This is a genomic window from Streptomyces griseus (assembly GCF_900460065.1).
Taxonomy (GTDB): domain Bacteria; phylum Actinomycetota; class Actinomycetes; order Streptomycetales; family Streptomycetaceae; genus Streptomyces; species Streptomyces griseus.
In genome coordinates, this window is sequence record NZ_UAVD01000001.1 from 15,871 (window position 1) to 40,826 (window position 24,956).

Annotated in this window: 24 protein-coding genes; 9 read left to right on the top strand and 15 right to left on the bottom strand. The window is 72.2% G+C overall.

The genetic code is table 11. The annotated features are described in order from the left end of the window. The first annotated feature begins 13 nt into the window (after positions 1–13). Positions 14–1,006 carry an NAD(P)H-quinone oxidoreductase gene (locus DTB53_RS00085; protein ID WP_012380118.1) on the top strand — a complete coding sequence of 331 codons (993 nt, stop codon included), beginning with the start codon at positions 14–16 and terminating at the stop codon, positions 1,004–1,006. A 124-nt stretch (positions 1,007–1,130) separates the two neighbouring features. Here DTB53_RS00085 and DTB53_RS00090 read toward each other — a convergent pair whose 3' ends face one another. The 6 genes from DTB53_RS00090 to DTB53_RS00115 all read right to left on the bottom strand — a co-directional run bounded on the left by DTB53_RS00090 (position 1,131) and on the right by DTB53_RS00115 (position 8,882). Further along, a complete protein-coding gene (locus DTB53_RS00090; RefSeq protein WP_012380119.1) occupies positions 1,131–1,679 on the bottom strand; it encodes a bacterial proteasome activator family protein in 549 nt (182 codons plus the stop codon). 110 nt (positions 1,680–1,789) lie between these two features. Continuing rightward, positions 1,790–4,648 (bottom strand): FtsX-like permease family protein, encoded by a 2,859-nt coding sequence (locus DTB53_RS00095; protein WP_012380120.1) that lies wholly within the window; start codon positions 4,646–4,648, stop codon positions 1,790–1,792. Continuing rightward, positions 4,645–5,418: an ABC transporter ATP-binding protein gene (locus tag DTB53_RS00100; protein ID WP_003967941.1), complete on the bottom strand. Its 774-nt coding sequence runs from the start codon at positions 5,416–5,418 to the stop codon at positions 4,645–4,647. Before DTB53_RS00100 ends, DTB53_RS00095 begins: the two co-directional genes overlap by 4 nt. Before the next feature lie 106 nt (positions 5,419–5,524). Next, the gene (locus DTB53_RS00105; protein WP_012380121.1) at positions 5,525–6,148 is read right to left on the bottom strand and encodes a PadR family transcriptional regulator; all 624 of its coding nucleotides are present in this window, start codon (positions 6,146–6,148) and stop codon (positions 5,525–5,527) included. 93 nt (positions 6,149–6,241) lie between these two features. Beyond that, positions 6,242–6,565 carry a hypothetical protein gene (locus tag DTB53_RS37170; RefSeq protein ID WP_069456338.1) on the bottom strand — a complete coding sequence of 108 codons (324 nt, stop codon included), beginning with the start codon at positions 6,563–6,565 and terminating at the stop codon, positions 6,242–6,244. Between the two features lie 673 nt (positions 6,566–7,238). Further along, positions 7,239–8,882, bottom strand: a complete 1,644-nt coding sequence (locus DTB53_RS00115) for a protein kinase domain-containing protein (RefSeq protein WP_012380123.1) — start codon at positions 8,880–8,882, stop codon at positions 7,239–7,241. A 372-nt stretch (positions 8,883–9,254) separates the two neighbouring features. Between DTB53_RS00115 and DTB53_RS00120 the strand changes: the two genes are divergently transcribed. Continuing rightward, the gene (locus tag DTB53_RS00120; protein WP_003967945.1) at positions 9,255–10,847 is read left to right on the top strand and encodes a protein kinase domain-containing protein; all 1,593 of its coding nucleotides are present in this window, start codon (positions 9,255–9,257) and stop codon (positions 10,845–10,847) included. Between the two features lie 75 nt (positions 10,848–10,922). On the opposite strand, the gene DTB53_RS00125 is transcribed toward DTB53_RS00120, so the two are convergent. From DTB53_RS00125 to DTB53_RS00135, 3 genes are all read right to left on the bottom strand, one after another. Further along, positions 10,923–11,957 carry a phosphotransferase gene (locus DTB53_RS00125; RefSeq protein ID WP_003967946.1) on the bottom strand — a complete coding sequence of 345 codons (1,035 nt, stop codon included), beginning with the start codon at positions 11,955–11,957 and terminating at the stop codon, positions 10,923–10,925. 152 nt (positions 11,958–12,109) lie between these two features. Then, positions 12,110–12,601 carry a pyridoxamine 5'-phosphate oxidase family protein gene (locus DTB53_RS00130; protein WP_234345301.1) on the bottom strand — a complete coding sequence of 164 codons (492 nt, stop codon included), beginning with the start codon at positions 12,599–12,601 and terminating at the stop codon, positions 12,110–12,112. Positions 12,602–12,690: 89 nt separating this feature from the next. Next, a complete protein-coding gene (locus DTB53_RS00135; protein WP_012380127.1) occupies positions 12,691–13,350 on the bottom strand; it encodes a response regulator in 660 nt (219 codons plus the stop codon). 347 nt (positions 13,351–13,697) lie between these two features. Between DTB53_RS00135 and pdhA the strand changes: the two genes are divergently transcribed. The 3 genes from pdhA to DTB53_RS00150 are packed head-to-tail and all read left to right on the top strand — an operon-like array spanning position 13,698 to position 17,295. Continuing rightward, positions 13,698–14,858 carry a pyruvate dehydrogenase (acetyl-transferring) E1 component subunit alpha gene (gene pdhA / locus DTB53_RS00140; protein ID WP_003967949.1) on the top strand — a complete coding sequence of 387 codons (1,161 nt, stop codon included), beginning with the start codon at positions 13,698–13,700 and terminating at the stop codon, positions 14,856–14,858. Between the two features lie 2 nt (positions 14,859–14,860). Further along, positions 14,861–15,841 (top strand): alpha-ketoacid dehydrogenase subunit beta, encoded by a 981-nt coding sequence (locus DTB53_RS00145; RefSeq protein WP_012380128.1) that lies wholly within the window; start codon positions 14,861–14,863, stop codon positions 15,839–15,841. Positions 15,842–15,852: 11 nt separating this feature from the next. After that, positions 15,853–17,295 carry a dihydrolipoamide acetyltransferase family protein gene (locus DTB53_RS00150; protein ID WP_012380129.1) on the top strand — a complete coding sequence of 481 codons (1,443 nt, stop codon included), beginning with the start codon at positions 15,853–15,855 and terminating at the stop codon, positions 17,293–17,295. A gap of 294 nt (positions 17,296–17,589) precedes the next feature. Here the strand turns inward: DTB53_RS00150 and DTB53_RS00160 are convergent, their stop codons facing one another. From DTB53_RS00160 to DTB53_RS00175, 4 genes are all read right to left on the bottom strand, one after another. Then, on the bottom strand, positions 17,590–18,489 hold the full coding sequence (locus tag DTB53_RS00160) for a D-alanyl-D-alanine carboxypeptidase family protein (protein WP_003967952.1): 900 nt from the start codon (positions 18,487–18,489) through the stop codon (positions 17,590–17,592). 84 nt (positions 18,490–18,573) lie between these two features. After that, positions 18,574–19,248: a cation diffusion facilitator family transporter gene (locus tag DTB53_RS00165; RefSeq protein ID WP_003967953.1), complete on the bottom strand. Its 675-nt coding sequence runs from the start codon at positions 19,246–19,248 to the stop codon at positions 18,574–18,576. Then, positions 19,248–19,583: an ArsR/SmtB family transcription factor gene (locus tag DTB53_RS00170; RefSeq protein WP_003967954.1), complete on the bottom strand. Its 336-nt coding sequence runs from the start codon at positions 19,581–19,583 to the stop codon at positions 19,248–19,250. Before DTB53_RS00170 ends, DTB53_RS00165 begins: the two co-directional genes overlap by 1 nt. Before the next feature lie 101 nt (positions 19,584–19,684). Next, positions 19,685–19,972, bottom strand: coding sequence for a hypothetical protein (locus DTB53_RS00175; protein ID WP_052295627.1), 288 nt, complete (start codon positions 19,970–19,972; stop codon positions 19,685–19,687). 30 nt (positions 19,973–20,002) lie between these two features. Between DTB53_RS00175 and DTB53_RS00180 the strand changes: the two genes are divergently transcribed. Both DTB53_RS00180 and DTB53_RS00185 read left to right on the top strand, forming a co-directional pair. Further along, the gene (locus DTB53_RS00180; protein WP_003967956.1) at positions 20,003–20,686 is read left to right on the top strand and encodes a GntR family transcriptional regulator; all 684 of its coding nucleotides are present in this window, start codon (positions 20,003–20,005) and stop codon (positions 20,684–20,686) included. Then, positions 20,683–21,993, top strand: coding sequence for an MFS transporter (locus tag DTB53_RS00185; protein ID WP_012380132.1), 1,311 nt, complete (start codon positions 20,683–20,685; stop codon positions 21,991–21,993). The genes DTB53_RS00180 and DTB53_RS00185 overlap by 4 nt, the downstream gene beginning before the upstream one ends. A gap of 75 nt (positions 21,994–22,068) precedes the next feature. Here the strand turns inward: DTB53_RS00185 and DTB53_RS00190 are convergent, their stop codons facing one another. Then, positions 22,069–22,893: a maleylpyruvate isomerase family mycothiol-dependent enzyme gene (locus DTB53_RS00190; RefSeq protein ID WP_003967958.1), complete on the bottom strand. Its 825-nt coding sequence runs from the start codon at positions 22,891–22,893 to the stop codon at positions 22,069–22,071. 220 nt (positions 22,894–23,113) lie between these two features. Between DTB53_RS00190 and DTB53_RS00195 the strand changes: the two genes are divergently transcribed. Both DTB53_RS00195 and DTB53_RS00200 read left to right on the top strand, forming a co-directional pair. Next, a complete protein-coding gene (locus tag DTB53_RS00195; protein WP_003967959.1) occupies positions 23,114–23,905 on the top strand; it encodes a carbon-nitrogen family hydrolase in 792 nt (263 codons plus the stop codon). A gap of 59 nt (positions 23,906–23,964) precedes the next feature. Continuing rightward, the gene (locus DTB53_RS00200) at positions 23,965–24,351 is read left to right on the top strand and encodes a hypothetical protein (RefSeq protein ID WP_012380133.1); all 387 of its coding nucleotides are present in this window, start codon (positions 23,965–23,967) and stop codon (positions 24,349–24,351) included. A 109-nt stretch (positions 24,352–24,460) separates the two neighbouring features. On the opposite strand, the gene DTB53_RS00205 is transcribed toward DTB53_RS00200, so the two are convergent. Next, complete coding sequence (locus DTB53_RS00205) at positions 24,461–24,952, bottom strand: LURP-one-related/scramblase family protein (protein ID WP_012380134.1); 492 nt, start codon at positions 24,950–24,952, stop codon at positions 24,461–24,463. Between the last annotated feature and the right edge of the window lie 4 nt (positions 24,953–24,956).

Below are 24,956 nucleotides of genomic sequence, written 5' to 3' on the forward strand. Positions count from 1 at the left end.
TAGCCTCGCGGCCATGCATGCGATCACGATTCCCGAACCCGGCGGACCCGAGGCGCTCGTATGGGCCGAGGTGTCCGATCCCGTACCCGGCGAGGGCGAGGTCCTCGTCGAGGTCGTCGCCTCCGCCGTGAACCGTGCGGACGTGCTCCAGCGGCAGGGCTTCTACAACCCGCCGCCGGGCGCGTCCCCCTACCCCGGCCTGGAGTGCGCGGGCCGCGTCCTCGCGCTCGGTCCCGGGGTGACCGGCTGGGCGGTCGGCGACGCCGTGTGCGCGCTGCTGGCGGGCGGCGGCTACGCGGAGAAGGTCGCCGTGCCGGCGGGCCAGCTCCTCCCCGTACCGAAGGGCGTCGACCTGGTGGAGGCGGCTGCGCTCCCCGAGGTCACCGCCACGGTGTGGTCCAACGTCTTCATGGTGGCCCACCTCCGCCCCGGTGAGACCTTCCTGGTGCACGGCGGCTCCAGCGGCATCGGCACGATGGCGATCCAGCTGGCCAAGGCGGTCGGGGCCCGGGTCGCGGTCACGGCGGGCAGTCCGGAGAAGCTCGCCCGGTGCGCCGAACTGGGGGCGGACATCCTCGTCAACTACCGCGAGCAGGACTTCGTCGAGGAGCTGCGGGAGAACACCGCCGGGTCGGGGGCCGACGTCATCCTGGACCTCATCGGCGCCAAGTACCTGGACCGGAACGTCTCGGCGCTCGCCGTCAACGGCCGTCTCGCGATCATCGGGCTCCAGGGCGGGGCCAAGGGCGAGCTGAACCTCGGCGCCCTGCTGACCAAGCGGGCCGCCGTCACCGCGACCTCCCTGCGGGGCCGCCCGCTCCACGAGAAGGCGGCCATCGTCGCCGCCGTACGCGAACACGTGTGGCCGCTGATCGAGGACGGGGTGGTCCGGCCGGTGGTGGACCGGGCGCTGCCGATGGCGGACGCCGCCGAGGCCCACCGGGTGCTCGAGTCCAGCGCGCACATCGGGAAGGTGCTGCTGGTCGCACCGTCGGCCGGCGCCTGACCCGGAGAGGGGACACCCGGCTCCGTGGACGGGCCGCACACACGACGAGGGGCCCGGCGCACACCGCGGTGTGCGCCGGGCCCCTCGTGGTCGGTCCTCGGACTCCAGGAGGCGGATGCGGGGTCTACAGATACGGGCCCGAACGGATCGGGCCGTGCGGGTCCGCCCCGCCCTCCTCGTCCTCGTGCACCGTGCCGGGCGGCAGGGCGCGGCGCATCTGCTCCAGCTGGGCGCGGGCCGCCATCTGCTGCGCGAACAGCGCCGTCTGGATGCCGTGGAAGAGGCCCTCCAGCCAGCCCACGAGCTGTGCCTGGGCGATCCGCAGCTCGGCCTCCGAGGGCACCGACTCCTCGGTGAACGGCAGCGAGAGCCGCTCCAGCTCCTCGACCAGCTCGGGCGCCAGACCGTCCTCCAGCTCCTTCACGGAGCTGGCGTGGATCTCCTTGAGCCGCACGCGGCTCGCCTCGTCGAGAGGGGCCGCCCTGACCTCCTCCAGCAGCTGCTTGATCATGCTGCCGATGCGCATGACCTTCGCGGGCTGTTCCACCATCTCCGTCACCGGGACCTCGCGCGACTCGTCGTCACTGGCACCGCCGCCGATAGCCATTCCGTCCTGGCCCACGACAAGGACCTGCGGGTGCTCCTGCGACCGGTCATTCCTCGGCATTTCCATGCCGCCATTGTCTCGCACACGTGCCGTACCCCACGTTGGTGCCCCCGAAAACGGAAGATCCACCGTCCTCGGGGGCACCGAAAGCCTTCCGGCGGCGCCGGAGGGACCGCTCACCCCGCCCGGCGGGTCAGGGTCAGCCGGGAGCTGGTGAGCCCGGCGGCCAGCAGTCCGGCGAGCACGGGGACGACCACGGCGAGCAGCCCGATGGTCTCCCACGGCATCACGATCGGCGTGTAGGCCGACTCCATCGGGTCCTCCCGCATGTCCGCGAGGGCCGCGCGCAGGTCGGTCAGCCGCAGGGCCACCGCGGGCACGAGCCCCGCCGCCGTGCCCAGGACCACCCCGGTCAGGGCGACGACCAGGCACTGGAAGCCGGAGAGCGAACGCCGGACGCCCGGGGGCGCGCCCACCGCGCTGAGCGTGGTGAGATCGGCCTCCGCGTCGGCCTTGGACAGGCCGGTCGTGATGGCCGCCGCTCCCAGGGTCACCACTCCGGCGAAGATGGCCAGGATCAGCAGGATCGTGTCGGTGTCGTCGTTCTCCCGGAGCATCTCGTCCGACGTCATCAGGTACGCGCGGTTCCCGGCCTGGTCGAGTGCGGCCTGGACCGCCTGGTTCTCGGCGTCCGTGGCCTCCCGGCCGAGCGTGTAGAAGCTGCCGTTCTCCTCGACGTGCAGGCCGAGCCGCTCGGCGGTCCGCTCCGGCATGACCATCCGGATGCCCGGGGTCGCCGCGAAGCGGTCCGGCGCGACGTACACCTTCAGCCGGTCCGTGGTGGTGCGGGCCTTGCCGGGGTGCAGGGCCCGGTTCTTCTTGTCGCGCGGGTTGTAGACGTGGGTGGCCTTGAGGGTGACCTCGCCGCCCTGCGCGTACGCCGAGTTCAGCAGGACGGGGGTGCCCTCGGCGATGGCCTTCGCCGCCGCCGGGTCCGCCAGCTTCACGTACGAGGCGAGCACGTCCGCGCCACCGATGACGATCTTGTGTTCGTCGGTTCCGAACGCGACCATCGTGTAGTTCTCGTCCATGCAGGCCGGGGAGTTCATCAGCCGTTTGTGCTCGTCGGCCGAGATCCGCAGGGCGAGCTCCTTGGCGCCCTTGCCCTTCAGCGGGCAGGAGTGGCCCTTGCCGGTGGGCTTCACGAGTTCGAGGGTGCCGCAGCCGTTCTCCTCCTCGTAGTACACGGTGCAGTCGCTTCCGGCCCAGACCCGTCCGATGTCCGCGCGCCCGCCGCTGACCGGGAGGTTCTGTTCGACGGCGGCGCGGGAGCGGGGCAGTTCGGCGTGGTCGCCGGTGTCGGCGGCCATCAGCGCCGCGGTGCCCGGGGTCATGTTGGGCGTGTAGTCGTACGCCTGCTCGGCGGCGTTGCTGCTGGTGTACGTGGCGATGGCGATGCTGCCCGCGACGGCCGCCATCACGGCGGCGACGGCGGGTGCGGTGCGGCCCCGGTTGCGGGCCGCGTCGCGCAGGGCGATACGGGGCGTCAGCGGGAGCCTGCGGCCGAGCCTGCCGAGGAAGCCGACGATCACCGGGATGCAGCCGAGGACGCCCAGCTCGGCCAGGACGGAGCCGCCGGCCACGAAGTTGGTGTCGCCGTTCATCCCGCCGTAGACGGCGACGGCGACCCCGGCCACGAGCGCGATGACGCCGACGACGGGCAGTACCCGGGAGCCGCGGCGGGTGCCGCGCCGGCCGGTGAGCGACTCCAGGACCGACTGGCGGCCCGCGACGATCGCCGGGGCGAGCGCGGCGAGGACGCCGGTGACCAGCCCGAGCAGGGCGATGCCCAGGATCTCCCAGGGCCGCACGGTCAGTTCGCCGAAGCGGCTGCCCGCGTACTCCTCGATCAGCGGGCGGAACAGGGCGGTCAGACCGAACCCGGCCCCCACCCCGACCACCGCGCCGACCCCGCCGAGCACCGCGCCGCCCGCGAGCACCACGGCCCGGACCTGGCCCCGGCTGCCGCCGCACGAGCCGACCAGGCCCAGCTGCCGGCGGGCGCCCACGGCGAACGCCGGACCGGCCAGCAGCACGATCTCCAGGACGGCCATGGCGGCCACCGTGAGGGTCGCCGCGGTCAGCGCCTTCTCCGTGTCGTTGTACGAGCCGCCCATCATGGCGGCCATCGGGACCTCGGAGTCCGGCGGCGGATCCAGGACGACCTCGCGGGAGACGACCAGCACCCCCTTGTCGTTGGCGGCGAGGACGTCCTTCCAGGTCACGCCCGCACCGGGCGGGGCCTGGACCAGCCAGTCCGGGGCGCTCGCCTGCGGCGGCAGGACGTTCTTGTCGCGGTCGGCGGTCTTCTGCCACGGGGCGATGACCGAGCCGGGGACCGCGTACAGGGAGTCCGCCTTCAGGTCGGCGGGGAGCTCGACCGCACCGGTGAGCGTGTAGGCCAGGTCGGGGCCGCGCACGGTGACGCGGTCGCCGATGGACAGCCCCGCCGACGCGATGAACTCCTCGGTCGCGGCGATCTCGTCCCTGGCCCGGGGGTAGGCCCCGTCGGTCAGCTCGATCCTCCCGCGCAGCAGCGGGTCGGCGATGCTCAGCTCGGTGATCTGGGTGTCGGCGATGCCGTGGCGGGTGGTCACCGACGCCGGCACGGTCCGCTCGGTCAGGTACCGCGAGCCCTCGGGGAAGGCCGCGGTCACGTCGACCGGCTTCTCCTGCTCCTTCGGGGTCGGCTCCGGGGCGCCCTCCGGTGTGCCCCAGGCGCCGCCGTCGGGCATCTGCTGGAGCTTCACCGGGCCCATGCTCGTGGCCGAGAACCGGGCGTCGGCCGCGCCCAGCCGAGCGGTGAGTTCCTTGGCCTTGGTGGGCATCGCGCTGCGGTAGGCGAGGTCGGCCGAGGTCACGCCGAGGACGGGCAGGGCGATCATGGCGACCACCAGGGCGCTGCGCCCCTTGGCCCGTACGGCGTCGCGCCGGGCTATGCGGAAGGCGGCGCGCCAGCCGGGGAGCGGGTTCACGTGGCGGTTCCGGTGGAGAGCAGGGAGTCGGCCCCGGTGGTCAGCGTCTGGTCGACGATCGAGCCGTCCCGGAGGAACACGACCCGGTCGGCCCAGGCCGCGTACCGGGGCTCATGGGTCACCATGACGCCGGCCGCGCCCTGGTCGCAGCGGGTGCGCAGCAGGGCCAGGACGGCCTCGCCGGTCTCGGAGTCGAGCGCTCCGGTCGGCTCGTCGGCGAGCACGAGGCGGCGGTCGCCGACGAGGGCGCGGGCGATGGCGACGCGCTGTTGCTGGCCGCCGGACATCTCGTCGGGGAAGCGGTCGGCGATCTCCTCCAGCTTCAGCTCGGCCAGCGCGGCGAGGGCCTCCTTGCGGGCCTTGCGCACCGATACGCCGTCGAGTTCGCGGGGCAGCGCGATGTTCTCGGCGGCGGTCAGGGCGGGGATGAGGTTGTAGTCCTGGAAGACGTAGCCGACGCTGCGGCGGCGCAGTGCGGCCATCCCCTTGGGGCCGAGGGCGGCGATGTCCTGGCCCTCGATGACCACCTGGCCGCTGGTGGCGGTGTCGAGCCCGCCGGCCAGGGTCAGCAGGGTGGACTTGCCGGATCCTGAGGGGCCCATCACGGCGACCAGTTCGCCCGGGTGCACGGCGAGGTGGACCCCGCGCAGGGCGTGCACCTCGGCGATGCCGGAGCCATGGGTACGGGTCAGCGCCCGCAGTTCGAGTACGGGGCTGCCGCCGGGTGTCCCGGAGGACGGCGGGGGCGGGGGTGTGGCGGACGCAGGCATGGTGGGTGGTTCCCCCTGGGAACGGACGGGGTCGGGTGGCGGCGGCGGAGGGCGCCGGAGAGGTGGGCGGCGGTGCCGGGACGGGGGTCCGCCGGCACCGCGGGCGTCAGCGCCTGGACCGGGTCCGGCCGGCCAGGGCGCGGGCCGCGCCGCGGGTGGCCGCGGGGCCGGGCTCGGCGGAGGGTTCGGTCGCGGCGGCCTCGGCGAGGCGGACGAGCCGGGACTCGCAGTGGTCGAGCCAGCGGGCCTCGGCCTCCGCCTGGAAGATCAGCTGTTCCACGACGAGGAGCCAGGCGACCTCGTCCCGGTTGGCCGGGACGTCGGCCAGGGCCTGGGCCTTGAGGCGGGTGTAGTCCTGCATCGCCTTGAGTGTGTGGTGGCGCTGGGACTGGATGACGTCCCGGATGTCGACGCCGGGTGCGCCCACGGCCATGGCGAGCTTGATGGCCAGTTCGTCGCGGGGCGGGTTGGTGCGGTCCACGGGCGTCTCGAACCAGGTGCGCAGCTCGGTGCGGCCGTCCTCGGTGATCGCGTAGAGGTCGTGGCCGGCGTCGTCCGCTCCCTCCTGGACGATCATGCCGTCGCGCTCCAGCCTGCTGAGCGTCGTGTAGACCTGCCCGACGTTCAGGGGCCAGGTGGAGCCGGTGCGCGACTCGAACTCGGTGCGGAGCTGGGACCCGTAACGAGGGCCCCGTTCCAGCAGGGCCAGCAGGCCGTGGCGAATGGACATACTGAGTATGTATACCGAGTATGTTCGTCCTGGCAAGTCCGGTCGGTGCGGTTCGGGGCGGCGTGACGGGGACGGTGGACGGGCTCGCGACGCTCAGTTCGCGCGGCGCATCCGGAACGCGAGGAAGCCGAGTCCCAGCCCGACCAGGGCGATGCCCGTACCGAGCGAGACCTGTTGCACCCGGCGTACGGACGCGGCGTCCAGCGCCTGTCCGGACCGGGCGCCGGGATCGGTGAAGGCGCTGGGCGGCGGGGTGGAGACGGGCAGGTCAACCGGTTCCACGAGGTCCGCGTCGGGTTCGTCCTCGGGCGCCGGCCGCTCGGCCCGCGCCTGCTCCGGCGGCGTCAGCGAACGCCCGGGGCGCGCCCTGCCGGCCCCGGCCTCGCGCCCGGCCAGGGGGGCGGTCGACCCGGACACGTCGGGGGAAGCGGAAGGGGAGGAGGAAGCGGGGTCCGGCGAGTCCGGCCCGGGCTCGCCGGAGGCTACGGCCCCGTGCCCGGCCGCTGCCGGGGCGGAGACGGCCGGGCCGGCGCCCGAGGCCCCGGTGACCGGGACGCCGGATCGCGGGGGCAGGGCGGCGGGCAGTGCCGAGGGGGACGCGGAGGCTGATGCCACGGGCCGCGGCGCGGCCGGACGGGAGGGGGCCGCGGACGTGGCGGCGGGAGGGCTCGACGTGCCGGGGGCGGGGGCCGTGGCGGTGCGGGACGGGCCCTCGGGCGTCGGCGAACCGTGGGCGGAGCCGGCCGGTGGCCCCAGCGCCGCTCCGGCCACCGCCATCAGACAGACCGCACACCTCGACGACCATGTGGCCGGGAGTCCTGGAGCCATGAGATCAGCGTCACACGGGCCCCCTCATCCGGCATCCCGGACGCGGTATCCGGAAGAACGGGCCCTGATAGCGCCCGATCAGTGCCCTGACAGCGGTCCGGAACGGAGATCCGCGGACGCGAACGGTCATTCGTCGACATCAGCCGGGCGCGCTCCACTTCGGCGCCCCGGCCGGGCGGTCCCGACGGACGACCGGTGGATCAGCGGGGCTACCCGGTGGAACGGGAGGGCGTGCCGGTGGGTGGAGCGGGCGTACGGCGGATCAGGAGGGCCTGCCCGTGGAGACCTGGAGTTCGAAGTGGGCGCCGCGCTCGGAGACGGCCGCGCCGGAGGACGGGAACTGGCCGACGACCTGGCCCTCGGCGTAGGTGTTGCCCTTCTCCTCGATCTCCTTGACGGTCCAGCCCGCGGCGGCGGCACACGCCTTCGCGGACAGGATGTCCTTGTAGACGAAGTTGGGCGCCTGGACCTTCGCCGGGTCGTTGGAGTCCTCGGAGGCGTCCGTGCAGTCCGTGGTCTTCATCGTCCGGTTGCGCTCCGGCGGGCGGTATTCCTCCACCTCACTGGTGTCCGGGTCGCCGCCGCCCTTGCCCGCCTCGTCGTCCTTGCCGCCTTGGAGGGCGATCGCGGTGATCAGGCCGCCGATGGCCAGCAGTGCGACGACGATCGAACCGACGACGACCGGCATGTTGCGCTTGGAGCCGCCACCGGCGGTGGCGCCCACGGTGGTCGAGTGCTGCGGGCCGAGTGAGTACGGCGGCGGGGTCGAGTGGGCCGGCTGCCCCGGAGGCTGGTAGCTCTGGACCGACTGCGGGTAGCCGTAGCCCGGCGTGGGCGCCGGGGTCGGCCGGCCGTACGGTCCCGGCTGGTGGGGCTGGTGCTGAGGATGCGGCTGGTAGGGCGTCTGGACGTTCTGGGGCGCCGGGGTGCTCTGGTCGACGGGCGGGAACACCGCGGAGCCGACACCGGAGCCGCTGTTGGCGGGTCCGCCGCCGGCCACGATCATCGGGGCGCCGGTCTGGCCGCCGGAGGCGTTGAGGACGCGGGCGATCTCGTCGCGCATCGCGGCGGCGCTGGGGAAGCGCTCGTTCGGGTTCTTCTTGAGCGCGCGGGCGACGAGGGCGTCCACCGCCGGGGTGACCGACCGGTTGATGCTGGACGGCGCGACCGGCTCCTCCTGCACATGCGCGTACGCGATGGCCAGCGGCGAGTCCGCGTCGAACGGGATCCGGCCGGTGAGCAGCTGGAAGAGCATGATGCCGACCGAATACAGGTCGGACCGGGCGTCGACGCCGCGGCCGAGTGCCTGCTCGGGGGAGAGGTACTGCGGGGTGCCGACGACCATGCCGGTCTGCGTCATCGAGGTGACGCCGGACTGCATGGCACGGGCGATGCCGAAGTCCATGACCTTGACGACGCCGCGCTTGGTCATCATCACGTTGCCGGGCTTGATGTCGCGGTGGACCAGGCCCATCTCGTGGCTGGTCTCCAGCGCGGCGAGCACGTCCGCCGTCACCTTGAGGGCCTTGTCGGCGGGCATCGCGCCGTGCGAGCGGATGTCGGCGGCCAGCACCGAGCCGAGCGGCTGCCCCTCGACGTACTCCATGACGATGTACGGCATCAGCGCACCGCCGAGCTCGTCCTCGCCGGTGTCGAAGACGGAGACGATGTTGGTGTGCTGGAGCTTGGCGACGGCCTGCGCCTCGCGTCGGAAGCGCTCGCGGAAGGACTGCTCGCGGCCGAGCTCCGTGTGCAGGGTCTTGATCGCGACCTGGCGGTCGAGGGCGGAGTCGTAGGCCAGGTAGACGGACGCCATCCCGCCCTCGCCGAGCAGGTCGCGCAGCTGGTAGCGGCCGCCCGCGACCGCCCCGCCCGCGTAGCGGCCCTGTGCGCCGTCCTGGCTCATGACTTGCATCCCCCTCGGCGGCGCGCGGTCGCACGCGGTGTGTCCGTCCGACGTCGACGTTTCTGTTCGTCGTCGTTTCTGTCTGACGTGATGGCGTGCGGCGCGGTTCCGTACAACGCGATTACGCGCCAAGTCTGCCCCAGGGGTTTGACACGTCAAGCCGGGTGCCCGTTCCGTGACCCTACGCACAGGAAGCGTCTCGGAAGCGTTACAGGAAACGCATCAAAACCCCGCGCAGGACGCGCCGCGCGGTCAGATGATCCTGCCGCGACGGAACCGTGGTGTCCGGCGGAGGCTGTAGCGTGACGTGGCAATGCAGCAAGGCACCGTGAGAACCCGCGGACGCGCGGACAGAAACGACGGCGAGGACTGATGGCACCCGATTCCGAAGCAAACGGCGGCGGAGTTTCGGATGGCTCCGACGCCTGGGGTGTCGGCGGCGTGGTCGGTGACGGGCGTTACCGGATGACCTACCGGCTCGGCCGGGGCGGTATGGCGGAGGTCTACGCGGCGGAGGACGTCCGGCTCGGACGTACGGTCGCGGTGAAGCTGCTCCGTTCCGATCTGGCCGAGGACCCGGTCTCCAAGGCGCGCTTCACCCGCGAGGCACAGTCCGTCGCGGGCCTCAACCACCACGCGATCGTCGCCGTCTACGACTCCGGCGAGGACGTCGTGGGCGGCCAGACCGTCCCCTACATCGTGATGGAGCTGGTCGAGGGCCGCACCATCCGCGATCTGCTCCTGACCGCGGAGGCCCCGCCGCCCGAGCAGGCGCTGATCATCGTGTCGGGGGTGCTCGAAGCCCTCGCGTACTCGCACCAGCACGGCATCGTGCACCGCGACATCAAGCCCGCCAACGTGATCATCACGGACTCGGGCGCCGTCAAGGTGATGGACTTCGGCATCGCCCGCGCCCTGCACGGCGCGCAGTCGACGATGACGCAGACCGGCATGGTCATGGGCACCCCGCAGTACCTCTCCCCCGAGCAGGCGCTCGGCAAGGCCGTCGACCACCGGTCCGACCTGTACGCCACCGGCTGCCTGCTCTACGAGCTGCTGGCGCTGCGGCCCCCGTTCACCGGCGAGACCCCGCTCTCGGTGGTCTACCAGCACGTCCAGGACATCCCGGTGCCGCCGTCCGAGGTCTCGGACGTGGTGCCGCCGGAGCTGGACGGAATGGCGATGCGCGCGCTGGCCAAGGACCCGGACGACCGGTTCCAGAGCGCCGAGGAGATGCGCGGGCTCGTCCAGTACAGCCTCCAGATGCTCCAGGTGCAGGGCGGCCACACGGGCACCTGGAACACCGGCCCGGTGGCGTTGCACGAGGGGGGCCAGACCCCGCCGCACGGGATGTCCGGCTCCACCCGCGCGATGGGCCACCCGATGCACGGGGACACCTCGCAGGGCCCGATCCTGCCGCCGTACAACCCGGACGACGGGGGCTACGACGGGGGCGGCCGGGGCTCCGGCGGGCGCGGCAAGATGTGGCTTTTCGTGCTGCTCGCGCTGATCGCGATCGGCGCGGGCGTCGCCTTCGCCCTCAACGCCGCGAACGACGACGGCGGGAAGAAGGACCCGGTGACCCCGTCCACCTCGGTCAGCTCCTCCGAGGAGGAGCCCTCGGAGGAGCCGTCCGAGGACGAGGAGAGCGAGGAGCCGGAGGAGCCGGACACCTCCACCGGCGGTCAGACGCAGCCCAACCCGCCGCCGTGGACCCCGGACCCGACCCCGAGCCGGCCCTCGTTCACCCCCTCCCCGGACCCGACCGACTCGGACGGCGGGGCGTCGGACGGCAGCACCAACGAGGGCGGCAGCGGCGAGCCCACCGGTGAGCCGACCGACCCGACCACCGATCCCGGCACCCCGGGCGGCGCGGGTGGCGCCGGCGGCGACGGCGGGGCCGGTGACGACGGCGGTACGGGCACGACACCCGGCGAGACGGCGCTCGGCGCCACCACCGGATAACGCATCACCGCACCGGCCCTGAGCCCGGCGTGCGCCCTCGCGGCGCGCGCCGGGCTCACGCCGTGGCGCCCCCCTTCACTCCGTGAAGGCCGCGGACACCGCCTCGTACTCCCGCGTCCACCACACCGCCAGGGCCGACACCGCGGGGAACTGCGGGTCGGCCCTGCGGTCGTCGAGGCGGTAGCGCCAGCGGAGTATCCAGAAGTCGTTGAGCCGCTCCCACCACACCCGGTGCACCGCGGCCGCAAGCTCCGCGGCCCCCGCCCCGGCCGCCCGCCGGTACGCGCGGGCGTACGCCCGTACCTTCGCGAGGTCCAGCTCCCCGGCCGGCCGGACGAAGAAGATCGCCGCCGCCCGTACCGCCTCCTCGGCGCGCGGCTGCACGTCCAGCCGGTCCCAGTCCACGATGGCGACCGGGTCGGCGCCGCGGTAGAGCAGGTTCAGCGGGTGGAAGTCCCCGTGCACCCAGCCGGTGGCGGGCCCGTCCGGGGTGGGCGGGCGGCGGTGGGAGTGCTGTTCGAGCAGGGCGCGGCGCTCCACGAGCCGGTGCACGGCGAGTTCGTCGAAGGCGTCGCGGGGGGTGCCCCGGCCGTCCTGGCCGCGCGCGGCGGCCAGCAGGTCGTCGATGAGCGCGAAGGTGTCGGCGGCGTCGGGGCTGCGGTGCACCGGCCGGTCGGCGCCGGGGCTCGCCGGATGCGGGCCGTCGCGCGGCGCCATCACCTGTTCCAGGCCGGTGTGCACGGTCCCCAGGAGCGCACCGAGCCGGCGCGACTGGGAGAGCGTCAGCTCGGAGCCGGCCCGGTGGAGGCCGTCCACCCAGGGGTGCAGGGCGTAGCACCGGTCGCCGATCACGGTGACGGTGTCGCCCCGGGTGTCCGTCAGGGGCGGGACGACGGGGACGCCGAGCGACTTCAGGCGCTGGGTGGCGCGGTGCTGGCGCACGATCGCGGCGCGTTCGCCGCTGGTGTCGTCCAGGTGCTTCTTGTCGAGATGGTGCTTGAGGAAGTAGGACCCGCGTGTGGTGGAGACGCGGTATCCGTGGTTCAGCAGGCCTTTGGTGATCGGTTCGCAGGCGAGTGGCTCGCCCGCGTTCGGGTAACGGCGCAGCACCTCGCCGACCGGGGGAACTGGTGGACGAGTGACATATGAGCGCGGCACTTACCAGATGTTAGATCACTCTGCGTGGCCGCTCGGCGGGAGTTGCGGTGACGCCCGGAGGTGCGCTAAGGCCGCGCGTCCGGGCGATGCCGGGAGCCGACGCCTCAGAACGTCAGCGTGTGCTCCGTGACGAAGTGCGGGTCGACCCGGAGGTAGGCCGGCGCGAAGGGCTCCCCGTTGACGGAGACGGGCGCGGCGCCGAACAGCCGCTCCTGCTCGGGGGAGGGGTGCACGATCTCCGCCGGGCCGGTGAACTGCACCGACCAGAGGTCGTTCGCCTCGCCGGAGGCCGTGTCGTTGTAGTTGTCCGCGCCGTAGGCGACGACGCTCCCGTCGCACGCCTCGTGGTGACCGAAGCCGCTGTGCATCCGCAGCACGATGCGGCCGTCGCACACGATGTGCCGGGCCACCGTCAGGAACGGCAGGGCCCGCATGCTGGTCGCGAGGCGGCCGTGCCGGACGCGGCGGAGCAGTTCGATGGGCTCGGCGCCCCGGCTCGGCTCGGCCCGCTCGATCGTGCCGGCCGCGCGGGATCCGGACGGGCCGGCCGGGGCCCGCCGGACCGCCCCGGTCGCGGGGAGTTCGTCGAAGGACATGGATTCCACTGTCCCCCGGCCGTAGGGGACGCGTAAGAGTCGCCTGCCCCGGGTGGCCCGGGACCAAAGTCCCGGCGGGGCGGGGCGGCTCAGCGCCGCTCGGCCTGGAGCCGCGCGACGTACGCGGCGGCCTGCGAGCGGCGCTCCATGCCCAGCTTGGACAGCAGGCTGGAGACGTAGTTCTTGATGGTCTTCTCGGCGAGGTGCAGACGCTCCCCGATGACCCGGTTGGTCAGCCCCTCGCCGATCAGGTCCAGGATCCTGCGTTCCTGCTCGGTGAGGCCGGCGAGCTTGTCGTCGCCCTTCCCGCTGCCGCCGTCGCGCAGCCGCTCCAGCACCCGCGCGGTGGCCACCGGGTCCAGCAGGGATTTTCCGGCCGCCACGTCCCGTACGGCATTCAGCAGTTCATTGCCGCGGATCGCCTTCAGCACATATCCCGACGCGCCCGCCATGATCGCGTCGAAAAGCGCCTCGTCATCGGCGTACGAGGTGAGCATCAGGCATTTGATGTTCTCGTCCTGGGAACGGACCTCCCGGCACACCTCCACACCGCTGCCGTCCGGCAGCCGCACATCGAGCACCGCCACATCGGGACGCGTCGCCGGGATCCGCGCCAGGGCGTCCGCGGCCGTACCGGCTTCGCCGACCACCTCGATGTCCGCCTCGACGGAGAGCAGCTCATGGACGCCGCGCCGGACGACCTCGTGATCGTCGAGCAGAAATACCGTGATTTTTCCATCTTCGCGCACGACCGCAGTCTCACACACTCGCTCCCCCTCCGCTCTTCCCTGGGGCTGATCCGCGGGATAACGTGCCGTTGTTCCGGCCGCCTGCAAGGCTGTTTTCAGTGCCCTGACCAGCAGAGCTTCGCGATTTTTTCGATTTACTTGGAAATCCAAGCAAAATCGCAGGTCAGATAGGGTTTCGCAGTTCTGCGACGCACTGGGTAACGTGCCTATGACAGGGCGCTCGCCGGGGCACCTGTCCCGCCTGACTCCGGCCGACCGGCACCCACCCCGTGCACGGCTCCGGATCCAGGCGAGCCGCACTGGTTCCCGGCAGACCCCGGGGGCCGGACCGACGGAGGAGCACGCACGTGACCGTGGAGAGCACTGCTGCCGCGCGTAAACCGCGACGCACCAGTAAGCGGACCAGCGCCGCGAAGAAGCCGCAGAGTTCCGAGCCCCAGCTCGTACAGCTGCTGACGCCCGAGGGCGAGCGCGTCGAGCACCCGGACTACAGCATCGACCTGAGCGCCGACGAGCTGCGCGGCCTGTACCGGGACATGGTCCTCACCCGCCGCTTCGACGCCGAGGCGACCGCCCTCCAGCGCCAGGGCGAGCTGGGCCTGTGGGCCTCGCTGCTCGGCCAGGAGGCCGCCCAGATCGGCAGCGGCCGGGCCCTGCGCGACGACGACTACGTCTTCCCGACCTACCGGGAGCACGGGGTCGCCTGGTGCCGCGGCGTCGACCCGACCAACCTGCTCGGCATGTTCCGCGGCGTGAACCACGGCGGCTGGGACCCGAACAGCAACAACTTCCACCTGTACACGATCGTCATCGGCTCGCAGACGCTGCACGCCACCGGCTACGCCATGGGCGTCGCCAAGGACGGCGCGGACTCGGCCGTGATCGCGTACTTCGGAGACGGGGCCTCCAGCCAGGGCGACGTGGCGGAGTCGTTCACCTTCTCCGCGGTCTACAACGCCCCGGTCGTCTTCTTCTGCCAGAACAACCAGTGGGCCATCTCCGAGCCCACCGAGCGCCAGACCCGCGTGCCGCTCTACCAGCGCGCCCAGGGCTTCGGCTTCCCCGGCGTCCGGGTCGACGGCAACGACGTCCTCGCCTGCCTGGCGGTCACCCGCTCCGCGCTGGAGCGCGCGCGCCGGGGCGAGGGCCCGACCCTCGTCGAGGCGTTCACCTACCGCATGGGCGCCCACACCACCTCCGACGACCCGACGAAGTACCGCGCCGACGAGGAGCGGGCCGCCTGGGAGGCCAAGGACCCGATCCTGCGGCTGCGCGCCTACCTGGAGAAGGAGAAGTTCGCCGACGAGGCCTTCTTCACCGCCCTGGACGAGGAGAGCGAGACCCTCGGCAAGCGGGTACGGGAGGCGGTGCGCGCGATGCCCGACCCGGACCCCATGGCCCTGTTCGAGCACGGCTACGCCGACGGGAACTCCCTCGTGGACGAGGAGCGCGCCCAGTTCGCCGCCTACCAGGCGTCGTTCGCCGATTCCGCCGAGGAGGGCAAGTAGCCATGGCCGTGGAAAAGATGTCCATCGCGAAAGCGCTCAACGAGTCGCTCCGCCTCGCCCTCGACAACGACCCCAAGGTCCTCATCATGGGTGAGGACGTCGGCAAGCTCGGCGGCGTCTTCCGCATCACCGACGGGCTCCAGAAGGACTTCGGCGAGGACCGGGTGATCGACACCCCGCTCGCCGAGTCCGGCATCGTCGGCACGGCGATCGGCCTGGCCCTGCGCGGCTACCGCCCGGTCGTCGAGATCCAGTTCGACGGCTTCGTCTTCCCCGCGTACGACCAGATCGTCACGCAGCTCGCCAAGATGCACGCCCGCGCGCTCGGCAAGGTCAAGCTGCCGGTCGTCGTCCGCATCCCGTACGGCGGTGGCATCGGCGCCGTCGAGCACCACAGCGAGTCCCCCGAGGCCCTCTTCGCGCACGTCGCGGGCCTGAAGGTGGTCTCGCCGTCCAACGCGAGCGACGCCTACTGGATGATGCAGCAGGCCGTCCAGAGCGACGACCCGGTCATCTTCTTCGAGCCCAAGCGGCGCTACTGGGACAAGGGCGAGGTCGACACCGAGTCCATCCCCGGCCCGCTGCACCAGGCCGTGACCGCCCGCGAGGGCGGTGACCTCACGCTCGTCGCGTACGGGCCGATGGTGAAGGTCTGCCTGGAGGCGGCCGCCGCCGCCCAGGAGGAGGGCAAGTCGATCGAGGTCCTGGACCTGCGCTCGATGTCCCCGATCGACTTCGACGCCGTCCAGGCGTCGGCGGAGAAGACCGGCCGGGTCGTGGTCGTCCACGAGGCGCCCGTCTTCTACGGCTCCGGCGCGGAGATCGCCGCCCGGATCACCGAGCGCTGCTTCTACCACCTCGAAGCCCCCGTGCTGCGGGTCGGCGGCTACCACGTCCCCTACCCGCCGGCCCGGCTGGAGGACGAGTATCTGCCCGGCCTGGACCGGGTGCTCGACGCCGTCGACCGCTCGCTGGCGTTCTGAGGAGAGGGTTCGTGACGACGATGACCGAAACGTCCGCTCGTTTCCGTGAGTTCAAGATGCCCGACGTGGGCGAGGGACTGACCGAGGCCGAGATCCTCAAGTGGTTCGTCCAGCCCGGTGACACCGTCACCGACGGCCAGGTCGTGTGCGAGGTCGAGACCGCGAAGGCGGCCGTCGAGCTGCCGATCCCGTTCGACGGGGTGGTGCACGAGCTGCGCTTCCCCGAGGGCACGACCGTCGACGTCGGCCAGGTGATCATCGCGATCGACGTGGCCCCGGGCAGCGGCGACGCGCCCGCCCCGGCCGCCGCTCCGGCCCAGGAGCCGGTGGAGACGCCGGAGGCCGAGGCCGAGCCGAAGGGCCGCACGCCGGTCCTGGTGGGCTACGGCGTCGCCGAGACGTCCACCAAGCGCCGCCCGCGCAAGGGGGCGTCCGCCGCCCCGGAGGCCGCCGCCGTCGCGGCGGCGGTGCAGGCCGAGCTGAACGGGCACGGGGCGCAGGCCCCGGCGGCCGTTCCCGCGCAGGCCGGTGCGCCGGAGGGAGGCCGTCCGCTGGCCAAGCCCCCGGTCCGCAAGCTCGCCAAGGACCTGGGCATCGACCTGGCGACTGTGGTGCCGACCGGCAAGGACGGCATCATCACCCGCGAGGACGTCCACGCCGCGGCGGCGCCGGCCTCCACGGCTCCGGCGACCGCCCCGGCCCCCGCGCAGACGGCCCCCGAGGCCCCGGCGGCCGTCGTGGGCTCCGACTCCGCCCGCGAGACCCGCATCCCGGTCAAGGGCGTCCGCAAGGCCATCGCGCAGGCGATGGTGGGCAGCGCGTTCACCGCGCCGCACGTCACCGAGTTCGTCACGGTCGACGTGACGCGCACGATGAAGCTCGTGGCCGAGCTCAAGGAGGACAAGGACATGGCGGGGGTGCGGGTCAACCCGCTCCTCATCATCGCCAAGGCCCTCCTCGTGGCGATCAAGCGGAACCCCGAGGTCAACGCCGCCTGGGACGAGGCCAACCAGGAGATCGTGCAGAAGCACTACGTCAACCTGGGCATCGCGGCGGCCACCCCGCGCGGTCTGATCGTGCCGAACATCAAGGACGCGCACGCCCAGACGCTGCCGCAGCTCGCGGCGTCCCTGGGCGAGCTGGTCAGCACCGCCCGGGACGGCAGGACGTCCCCGGCGGCGATGGCGGGCGGCACGGTGACCATCACCAACGTCGGCGTCTTCGGCGTCGACACCGGTACCCCGATCCTCAACCCGGGCGAGTCCGCGATCCTCGCGGTCGGCGCGATCAAGCTCCAGCCGTGGGTCCACAAGGGCAAGGTGAAGCCGCGTCAGGTCACCACGCTGGCCCTGTCGTTCGACCACCGCCTGGTCGACGGCGAGCTGGGCTCCAAGGTGCTGGCCGATGTGGCGGCGATCCTGGAACAGCCGAAGCGCCTGATCACCTGGGCGTAGCTTCCCCTTCCGGTGGGCCCGTACGCCGCGGTGTACGGGCCCACCGGCATGTCCGGCCCGCACCGCGCGGCGGGTTCGGCGAACACCGTCCCGGGCGGGCGGGCTCGGTCCCGGACCGTCGCCGTCCGCGACTCCAGGCGTCTCGGCGGCCCGGTGCCCGCCCGCGCGCCCGCCGCCCGGGACGCCTTCACCGCCGATCCGCGCCGCCGGCCGTCGCAGCCGTACGGACGCCGAAGGGGCCCGGCCCGCACGGTGTGTGCGGGCCGGGCCCCTTCGCCGTACGACGCGGGCGGGCTACTTCTTGAACCCGTAGTCCATGAGCTTCTTCGCGTCGGCGGTGCGGTTCGCCTCGGAGGAGGACGTCAGCACCGTGCCGATGACCGTCTTGCCCTTGCGGGTCGCCGCGAAGACCAGGCAGTACTTGGCGGTCGGGCCGGAGCCGGTCTTGACGCCGATGTCGCCGCTGTAGCTGCTGAGCATCTTGTTGGTGTTGTTCCACGACATGTAGCGGTAGCCACCGCTCTTCGTGGTCACCTTCTGCTTCGTCGACTTGGTCTTGACGATCGAGCGGAACGTGGCGTTCTTCATCGCCTTGCTGGCGATCTTCGTCAGGTCACGGGGGGTCGAGTAGTTGTTGCCGCCCCCTATGCCGTCGAACGAGTCGAAGTGGGTGTTCTTCAGCTTGAGGCTCTTGGCCGTGGCGTTCATCTTGCCGATGAACGACTTCACGCGGGCCGCACGGGTCTTGCCGGAGCCGAACTTGTCGGCCAGGGCGTACGCGGCGTCGCAGCCGGAGGGGAGCATCAGGCCGTAGAGGAGCTGGCCCACCGTGGGCTTGTCGCCGACGATCAGCCGGGCGGACGAGGCGTTCTTCTTGACGATGTAGTCGCTGTACGCCTTCTGGACCGTGACCTTGGACTTCAGGTTCACGTTCTTCTGCGACAGCACCACCAGCGCCGTCATGATCTTGGTGGTCGAGCCCGTGGAACGACGGGTGTCCGCGGACTTGGTGAACAGGGTCTTGCCCGTGCCGTCGTTCATCACGAAGCCGCCCTTGGCGACGATCTTCGGAGTCGGCGGCGTGGCGGCGTGCGCCGTGGAGGCGAAGGCGCTGCCCGCGAGCACCGCACCGGCGGTGAGCGTCACGGTGGCCGTGACGGTGACGCGATTGATGCGCTTGATGCCGATTTTCAACTGAACGCTCCAAATGCCCCTGATATGCGGCCACATAAGGGTGCCGCTCGCAGGTGAGACTCCTGGGACGGGACAATGGATGCGTTACTGAACGGGTGAATTTGCGCAGCCTTGACCATGGGCCGTCGGTGCGCAGCAGCCCCTGCCCCGCCAGGCCTCGCGCCCCTCCTTGACGGCGAGGCCGGCGATGACGAGGGCGGCGACCGGATCGGCCCAGGTCCAGCCGAGCGTCGCGTTGAGGAGCAGCCCGGCCAGCAGGACGGCCGACAGGTAGGTGCACAGCAGGGTCTGCTTCGAGTCCGCGACGGCCGAGGCGGATCCGATCTCGCGGCCCGCCCGTCGCTGCGCGGCCGACAGGAACGGCATGACCGCCAGCGAGAGCGCGGCGATGACGATGCCGACGGGGGAGGGGTCGGCCTCGCCCGTCCCGGTCAGGGCCCGGACCGCGTCGACGGCGACGTACGCGGCGAGGGCGAAGAAGGACACCGAGATGATCCGGAGGGCCGCCTTCTCGCGCGCCTCGCGCACCGTGTGCTCGCGGGCGGAGAACTGCCAGGCGACGGCGGCGGCGGAGGACACCTCGATGACGGAGTCCAGGCCGAAGCCGATCAGGGCGCTGGAGGAGGCGATCGTTCCGGCGGTGAGGGCGACCATCGCCTCGACGACGTTGTAGGCGATGGTGACCGCGACCAGCAGTCGTATCCGGCGGGCGAGCGCCTCCCGGCGGGCCGGGGAGGGGCCGAGGGACAGCGTGGCCATCAGCAGCAGCCCTTGGTCTCCGCGTCCGGGCAGGTGCGGTCCGACTCGACGGCGACCACCGCGGAGCGCAGGTCGTCCAGGGCGCTGCCGAGACGTTCGTCGGCCAGTTCGTAGCGTGTCCGGCGGCCGTCCGGCACGGTCACGACCAAGCCGCAGTCGCGCAGGCAGGCCAGGTGGTTGGAGAGCCGGGTGCGCGAGATGCCCAGGGCCTCGGCGAGGTCGGAGGGGTACGCGGGCGCCTCGCGGAGCGCGAGCAGCAGGCGGCAGCGGATCGGGTCGGCGAGCGCGCGGCCGAACCGCGCGAGGACCTCGATGTCGGAAGCGACGGTCAGCATGGAGAGACCGTACAGCGAATCCTGAATTCAGGAAACCCTGAATTGTTGGTCGGTGCTGTCGGGTCGGCCGGACCGTGCGCGGCGCGGATGGCGGCGCTCGGTCAGGCATAGGAGGGGAGGAGCTCGTCGGGCGTCCAGACCGTCGCCCGTACGCCGGACGTACGGGCGAGACACCGGTCCCGCTCGATGGGGAGGTTGAGGTCGCCGCAGCCGAGCTGGTTGCGGGCGGGCTTGCCGCCGTTCACCAGGGCCCGGAGAGGGGTCGCGTCCCATTCGACCTCGTTGAGCGCCCAGGGCGCCGTGCCCTCGACGACGGCGGTCAGGACCGCACGAGCCGGGGTGCCGGGGCGGGCAGCCGGACGCGGTCCAGGATCCGGACGCGGGTCCACATGCGTGCATCTTGTATCTATGCTGTGCGCATGCCCGCCGCACCCTCCGCCCCCGTACACCCGCCGACCTCCTCCCTCAAGCGCCCGCCCGCCGCCGAGCGGGTCTACACGCACATCAAGGAAGCCGTCCTCGACCGCCGCTACGAGGGCGGGACGCTGCTCACCGAAGGGGGTCTCGCGGACGCGGTCGGCGTCTCCCGGACGCCGGTGCGCGAGGCGCTGCTGCGGCTGGAGGTCGAGGGGCTGATCAAGCTCTACCCGAAGAAGGGCGCCCTCGTGCTCGCCGTCTCCGCGCAGGAGATCAAGGACGTGGTGGAGACCCGGCTGCTGGTCGAGGAGTTCGCCGCGCGCAAGGCGGTGCCCGCGTCCGCGCAGCTGATCGCCCGGCTGGAGCAGCTCCTCGACGAGCAGCGGCAGTTGGCGGAGGAGGGGGACCTCGCGGAGGTGGCCGTCAAGGACCGCTGTTTCCACGCCGAGATCGTGAAGAACGCCGGCAACGAGATCCTCTCGCGCCTCTACGACCAGCTGCGGGACCGTCAGCTGCGGATGGGCGTCGCCGTGATGGAGGCCCACCCGGGCAGGATCGAGGCCAACATCACCGAGCACGGCGAGCTGCTGGAGGCGATCCGGGCCGGGGACGCCGACGGGGCGGCCCTGGTCGTGCGCCGCCACGTCGGCCGGGTGCGGGTGCTGGTGCGGGGTGAGGACCGGTGAGTTCGGCCGCCGCGCCCACCCTGTCCCTGCCCGGTGACCCGCCCGGCGGCCGGCGGGCCGGCTGGATCTGGGGCATCGGGGTCGCCGTCTACTTCGTCGCGATCATCTTCCGTACGAGCCTGGGCGTCGCCGGGCTCGACGCCGCCGACCGGTTCGACGTCAACGCCTCGGCGCTGTCCACGTTCTCGATCCTCCAGCTCCTCGTCTACGCGGGCATGCAGATACCCGTCGGCCTGATGGTCGACCGGCTCGGCACCAAGAAGGTCCTCACCATCGGGGCCGTCCTGTTCACCGTCGGGCAGCTCGGTTTCGCACTCTCCCCCTCGTACGGCATGGCGCTGGCGGCCCGTGCGCTCCTCGGCTGCGGCGACGCGATGACGTTCATCAGCGTGCTGCGGCTCGGCAGCCGCTGGTTCCCGGCCCGGCGCGGACCGCTGATCGGCCAGGTCGCGGCGCTGTTCGGGATGGCGGGCAACCTCGTCTCGACGCTGTTCATCGCGCGGGCGCTGCACAGCTACGGCTGGACCGTGACGTTCGTCGGGAGCTCGCTGGCCGGTCTCGTGGTGCTGGTGCCGCTCCTGCTGTTCCTCAAGGACCACCCCGAGGGCCACGAGCCGCCGCCCGCCGAACACGCGGGGGCCGCGTACGTCCGCCGGCAGATCGCCGCCGCCTGGCGGGAGCCGGGGACCCGGCTCGGGATGTGGGTGCACTTCACCACCCAGTTCCCGGCGATGGTGTTCCTGCTGCTGTGGGGGATGCCCTTCCTGGTCGAGGCGCAGGGGCTGAGCCGGGCCACGGCGGGCACACTGCTCACCCTGGTGGTGCTGTCCAACATGGTGGTGGGGCTCGTCTACGGGCAGATCATCGCCCGCCACCACGAGGCCCGGATCCCGATCGCGCTGGGCACGGTGGCGACGACGGCCCTGCTCTGGGCGTCCGCGATCCTCTATCCGGCCGACCACACGCCGATGTGGCTGCTGGTCACCCTGTGCGTGGTGCTCGGCACCTGCGGACCGGCCTCGATGGTCGGCTTCGACTTCGCCCGCCCGGCCAATCCGCCCGAGCGTCAGGGCACCGCGTCCGGAATCGTCAACATGGGCGGGTTCATCGCCTCGATGACCACCCTGTTCGCCGTCGGGGTCCTGCTGGACGCCACGGGCGACAACTACCGCATCGCGTTCGCCTCGGTCTTCGTCCTGGAGGCGCTCGGCGTCGCCCAGATCCTGCGGCTGCGCCGCCGGGCGGCGCTCAGGGAACGCGAGCACCACGTGGTGAGCCGCGTCGAGGCCGTGCACGTGCCGGTGTAACCGTCTCCCGCGCGCTCGGCGGCGCGCCCGTCGCCCATGGTCCGGGACGGGCGCCGCCGGGGCGTGCGGGCGGTGTTACGGGGTCACGGCGAAGTGGTCCAGGATCGCGGTGGCCAGCTCCTGGTCGCCCTCGACCTTGATGCGGTCGGCGACGGCCGTGTGACGGACCCGGCCGCAGGCGAGCCGGACGTACGTCTCCCAGTCCAGCGACAGCGTCACCGCGGGGCCCAGCGAGGGAGCGCCGTCCACCGAACCGCGGCCCTCCGCGTCGACCCGTACGGTCCGGAGGAACTCCACGGGCCCGTGCACGTCGAAGACGACCGCCGAATTCGCGGGCGCGCCCGCCTTCTTGGCGACCACCTTCGGCAGCCCGGCGAGCAGCATGTCGCGGGTGATCAGGGCGCCGGGGGAGTCCAGGTTGCCGGGCTGTCCGAGCGTGGCGCGCAGGTCCTGCTCGTGCACCCAGAGGTCGAACGCGCGCAGGTTCAGCGCTGTTTCGAGGGTCTGCTCGGTGCCCAGCGGCGCGCGGACCTTGGTCTCGGGGCTGCGCGACTCGTTGCGGATCTGGCGGGCCCGGCGGATGAGGACGTACTCCAGCTCGGCGGTGATCTCCGGGGAGGTGTGGTGCCGCCGGACGTCGACCTGCATCTCCATGTAGCGGGCGAAGTCGCTCTGCACGTGGTAGAGGTCGCGTGGCAGGGTGTGGATCGGCCGGGGGTCGCCGAGCATCTCGCACTCCATGCCGATGACGTGCGACACGATGTCGCGCACCGACCATCCCGGGCAGGGCGTTCGGCGGTTCCACTCGCTCTCGGCGAGGGGCTTCACCAGCTCGGCTATCGCCTCGATGGAGTGGGTCGCGGCGTCGGTGTAGGGCTGGAGGCTGGGATGGACGGTCACGGGACCCCTCGTGCGGTTCTGCGGTGCATGGGCTGGAGAGCAGGGAGTGCTGGCGGGTGGGCTGGCACTGACGGCGCTGTCGGCGAGCTGCGTGGGAGGTTCGACCGCCGGACCCACCGGCGGTGGGTCCAAGTTACGCTGCGAGCAGGCACCCCGGCAGTGCTTTGGTGTGACGATCGTAGGCCCGTGTTGACGGCTCGAATGCCAGGACGGTGGTAGTGTGCGCGCCTCCCTCATCCAGATCGCAGTGGACCCGGACGAATCCGTCGAGGCCCGCAGGGCCCGAGCGGCCTCGCTGGTGGTCGCCCAGAAGGGCGCTGACCTGGTAGTTCTGCCTGAGCTATGGCCGGTCGGAGCATTCGCCTACACCGCCTTCGAGGCGGAGGCCGAGCCGCTGGAGGGCCCCACGCACGAGGTGATGGCGAAGGCCGCCGCCGAAGCGGGCACCTGGCTGCACGCCGGCTCCTTCGTCGAACGGGCGGACGACGGCACCCTCTACAACACCGGTCTCGTCTTCTCGCCCCGGGGCGAGCGCACGGCCGTCTACCGCAAGATCCACCGCTTCGGATTCGACCGGGGCGAGGCCGTGATGATGGGCGCGGGCGAGGAGTTGGTGACCGTGGCGCTGCCGGACACCACCCTGGGCCTCGCCACCTGCTACGACCTGCGGTTCCCCGAGCAGTTCCGGGGGCTCGTCGACGCGGGCGCCGAGACGCTGGTCGTCGCGGCGGGCTGGCCCGAGCGCCGGCGCTCCCACTGGACGCTCCTGGCGCAGGCCCGTGCGGTGGAGAACCAGGCGTACGTGCTCGCCGTCGGCACGGCGGGCACCCACGGCGACGTCCAGCAGGCCGGGCACAGCATCGTCGTCGACCCCTGGGGCGAGGTGCTGGCCCAGGCGGGCGCGGACGAGGAGATCCTGACCGTCGAGCTGGACCCGGCCAAGGTGCGGGCGACCCGGGAGCAGTTCCCGGCCCTGAAGGACCGTCGCCTGGGGCTCGCACCGCCGCACTGAGGACCTCCCGCGCGGGCGGTCGCGACCCCGCGGTTGACACCCTGCTTACCGTGAGCGCCATGGCTGAACAGAACTCCGGCGCATCGACGTTGCTCCGTGGCACGGCGATCCTCGCCGCCTCGGTGACGGCCGTCCTCTACCTCCTCGGCCTGCTCCTGGCCGGCCTCGCGGTCAGCGAGGTCGGGTCGGGAACGAACTCGACGCCCATGCACCACTGCGTGTACGCGTCCGACGCGCCGGCAGACGCCCAGGTGGAGACGCACGTGGTGCGTTACCTTCCGGTGCACGTCCTGTGCCGCACCACCGACGACCGGATGTTCAACAGCCAAGTCGTCCCGTCCTGGCTCAACCCGGCCCTCGCGGTCTCCTTCGCGGCCACCGTCGGCTGCGCGGGGGCGGCCTTCGTCCAGGCGGACCGGCGGGCCGCCGCGCGACAGGCGGGGTGAGCCCCGCCCGACCCCGGCGCCCGGAGCCCGTACGGCCCCACGTTTCACGTGAAACAACGAACTCCCGCGGCGGGGCGGGCGTTCCGGCATCCCGCGCGCCGACGGGCGCTCAGTCCCCGTTCTCCTTGTCCGCCAGCACGATCACGCACATCGCCACGGCGATGAGCAGCGGGGTGTCGGCGTCGTCCCGGACGACGTCGATGCCGTACGTGTCCCGGAGGGTCAGCCAGCGGCGCGAGATCTGGGCCAGCAGCTCGCCGTCGTACTCGATGGCGAACTCGCGGTCCAGGATCTTGCCGCTGACGTCCAGCTCGGTGCCGTCCACCAGCGTCACCCGGTAGTGGTTGCGGAGCAGCGACAGCCGCTTGCGCTTGACCTTGGCCAGCTCCTCGCCGCCCCGCTCGATGAGCATGGTGTCGCGGAGGCTGACCAGCTTCTGCCGCAGTTCGACCAGGACCCGGCCGTCGGCGTCCTTCAGCTCGAAGGTGTCGCGCAGCCGCATCGCCTTGCCGTCGACCAGGAAGACCTTGCGGCCCCCGTCGTCCTCGATCCAGTAGTCGTCGCCGATGGAGAACAGCCGCTCACGTACGAGAAGTCTCATGGGT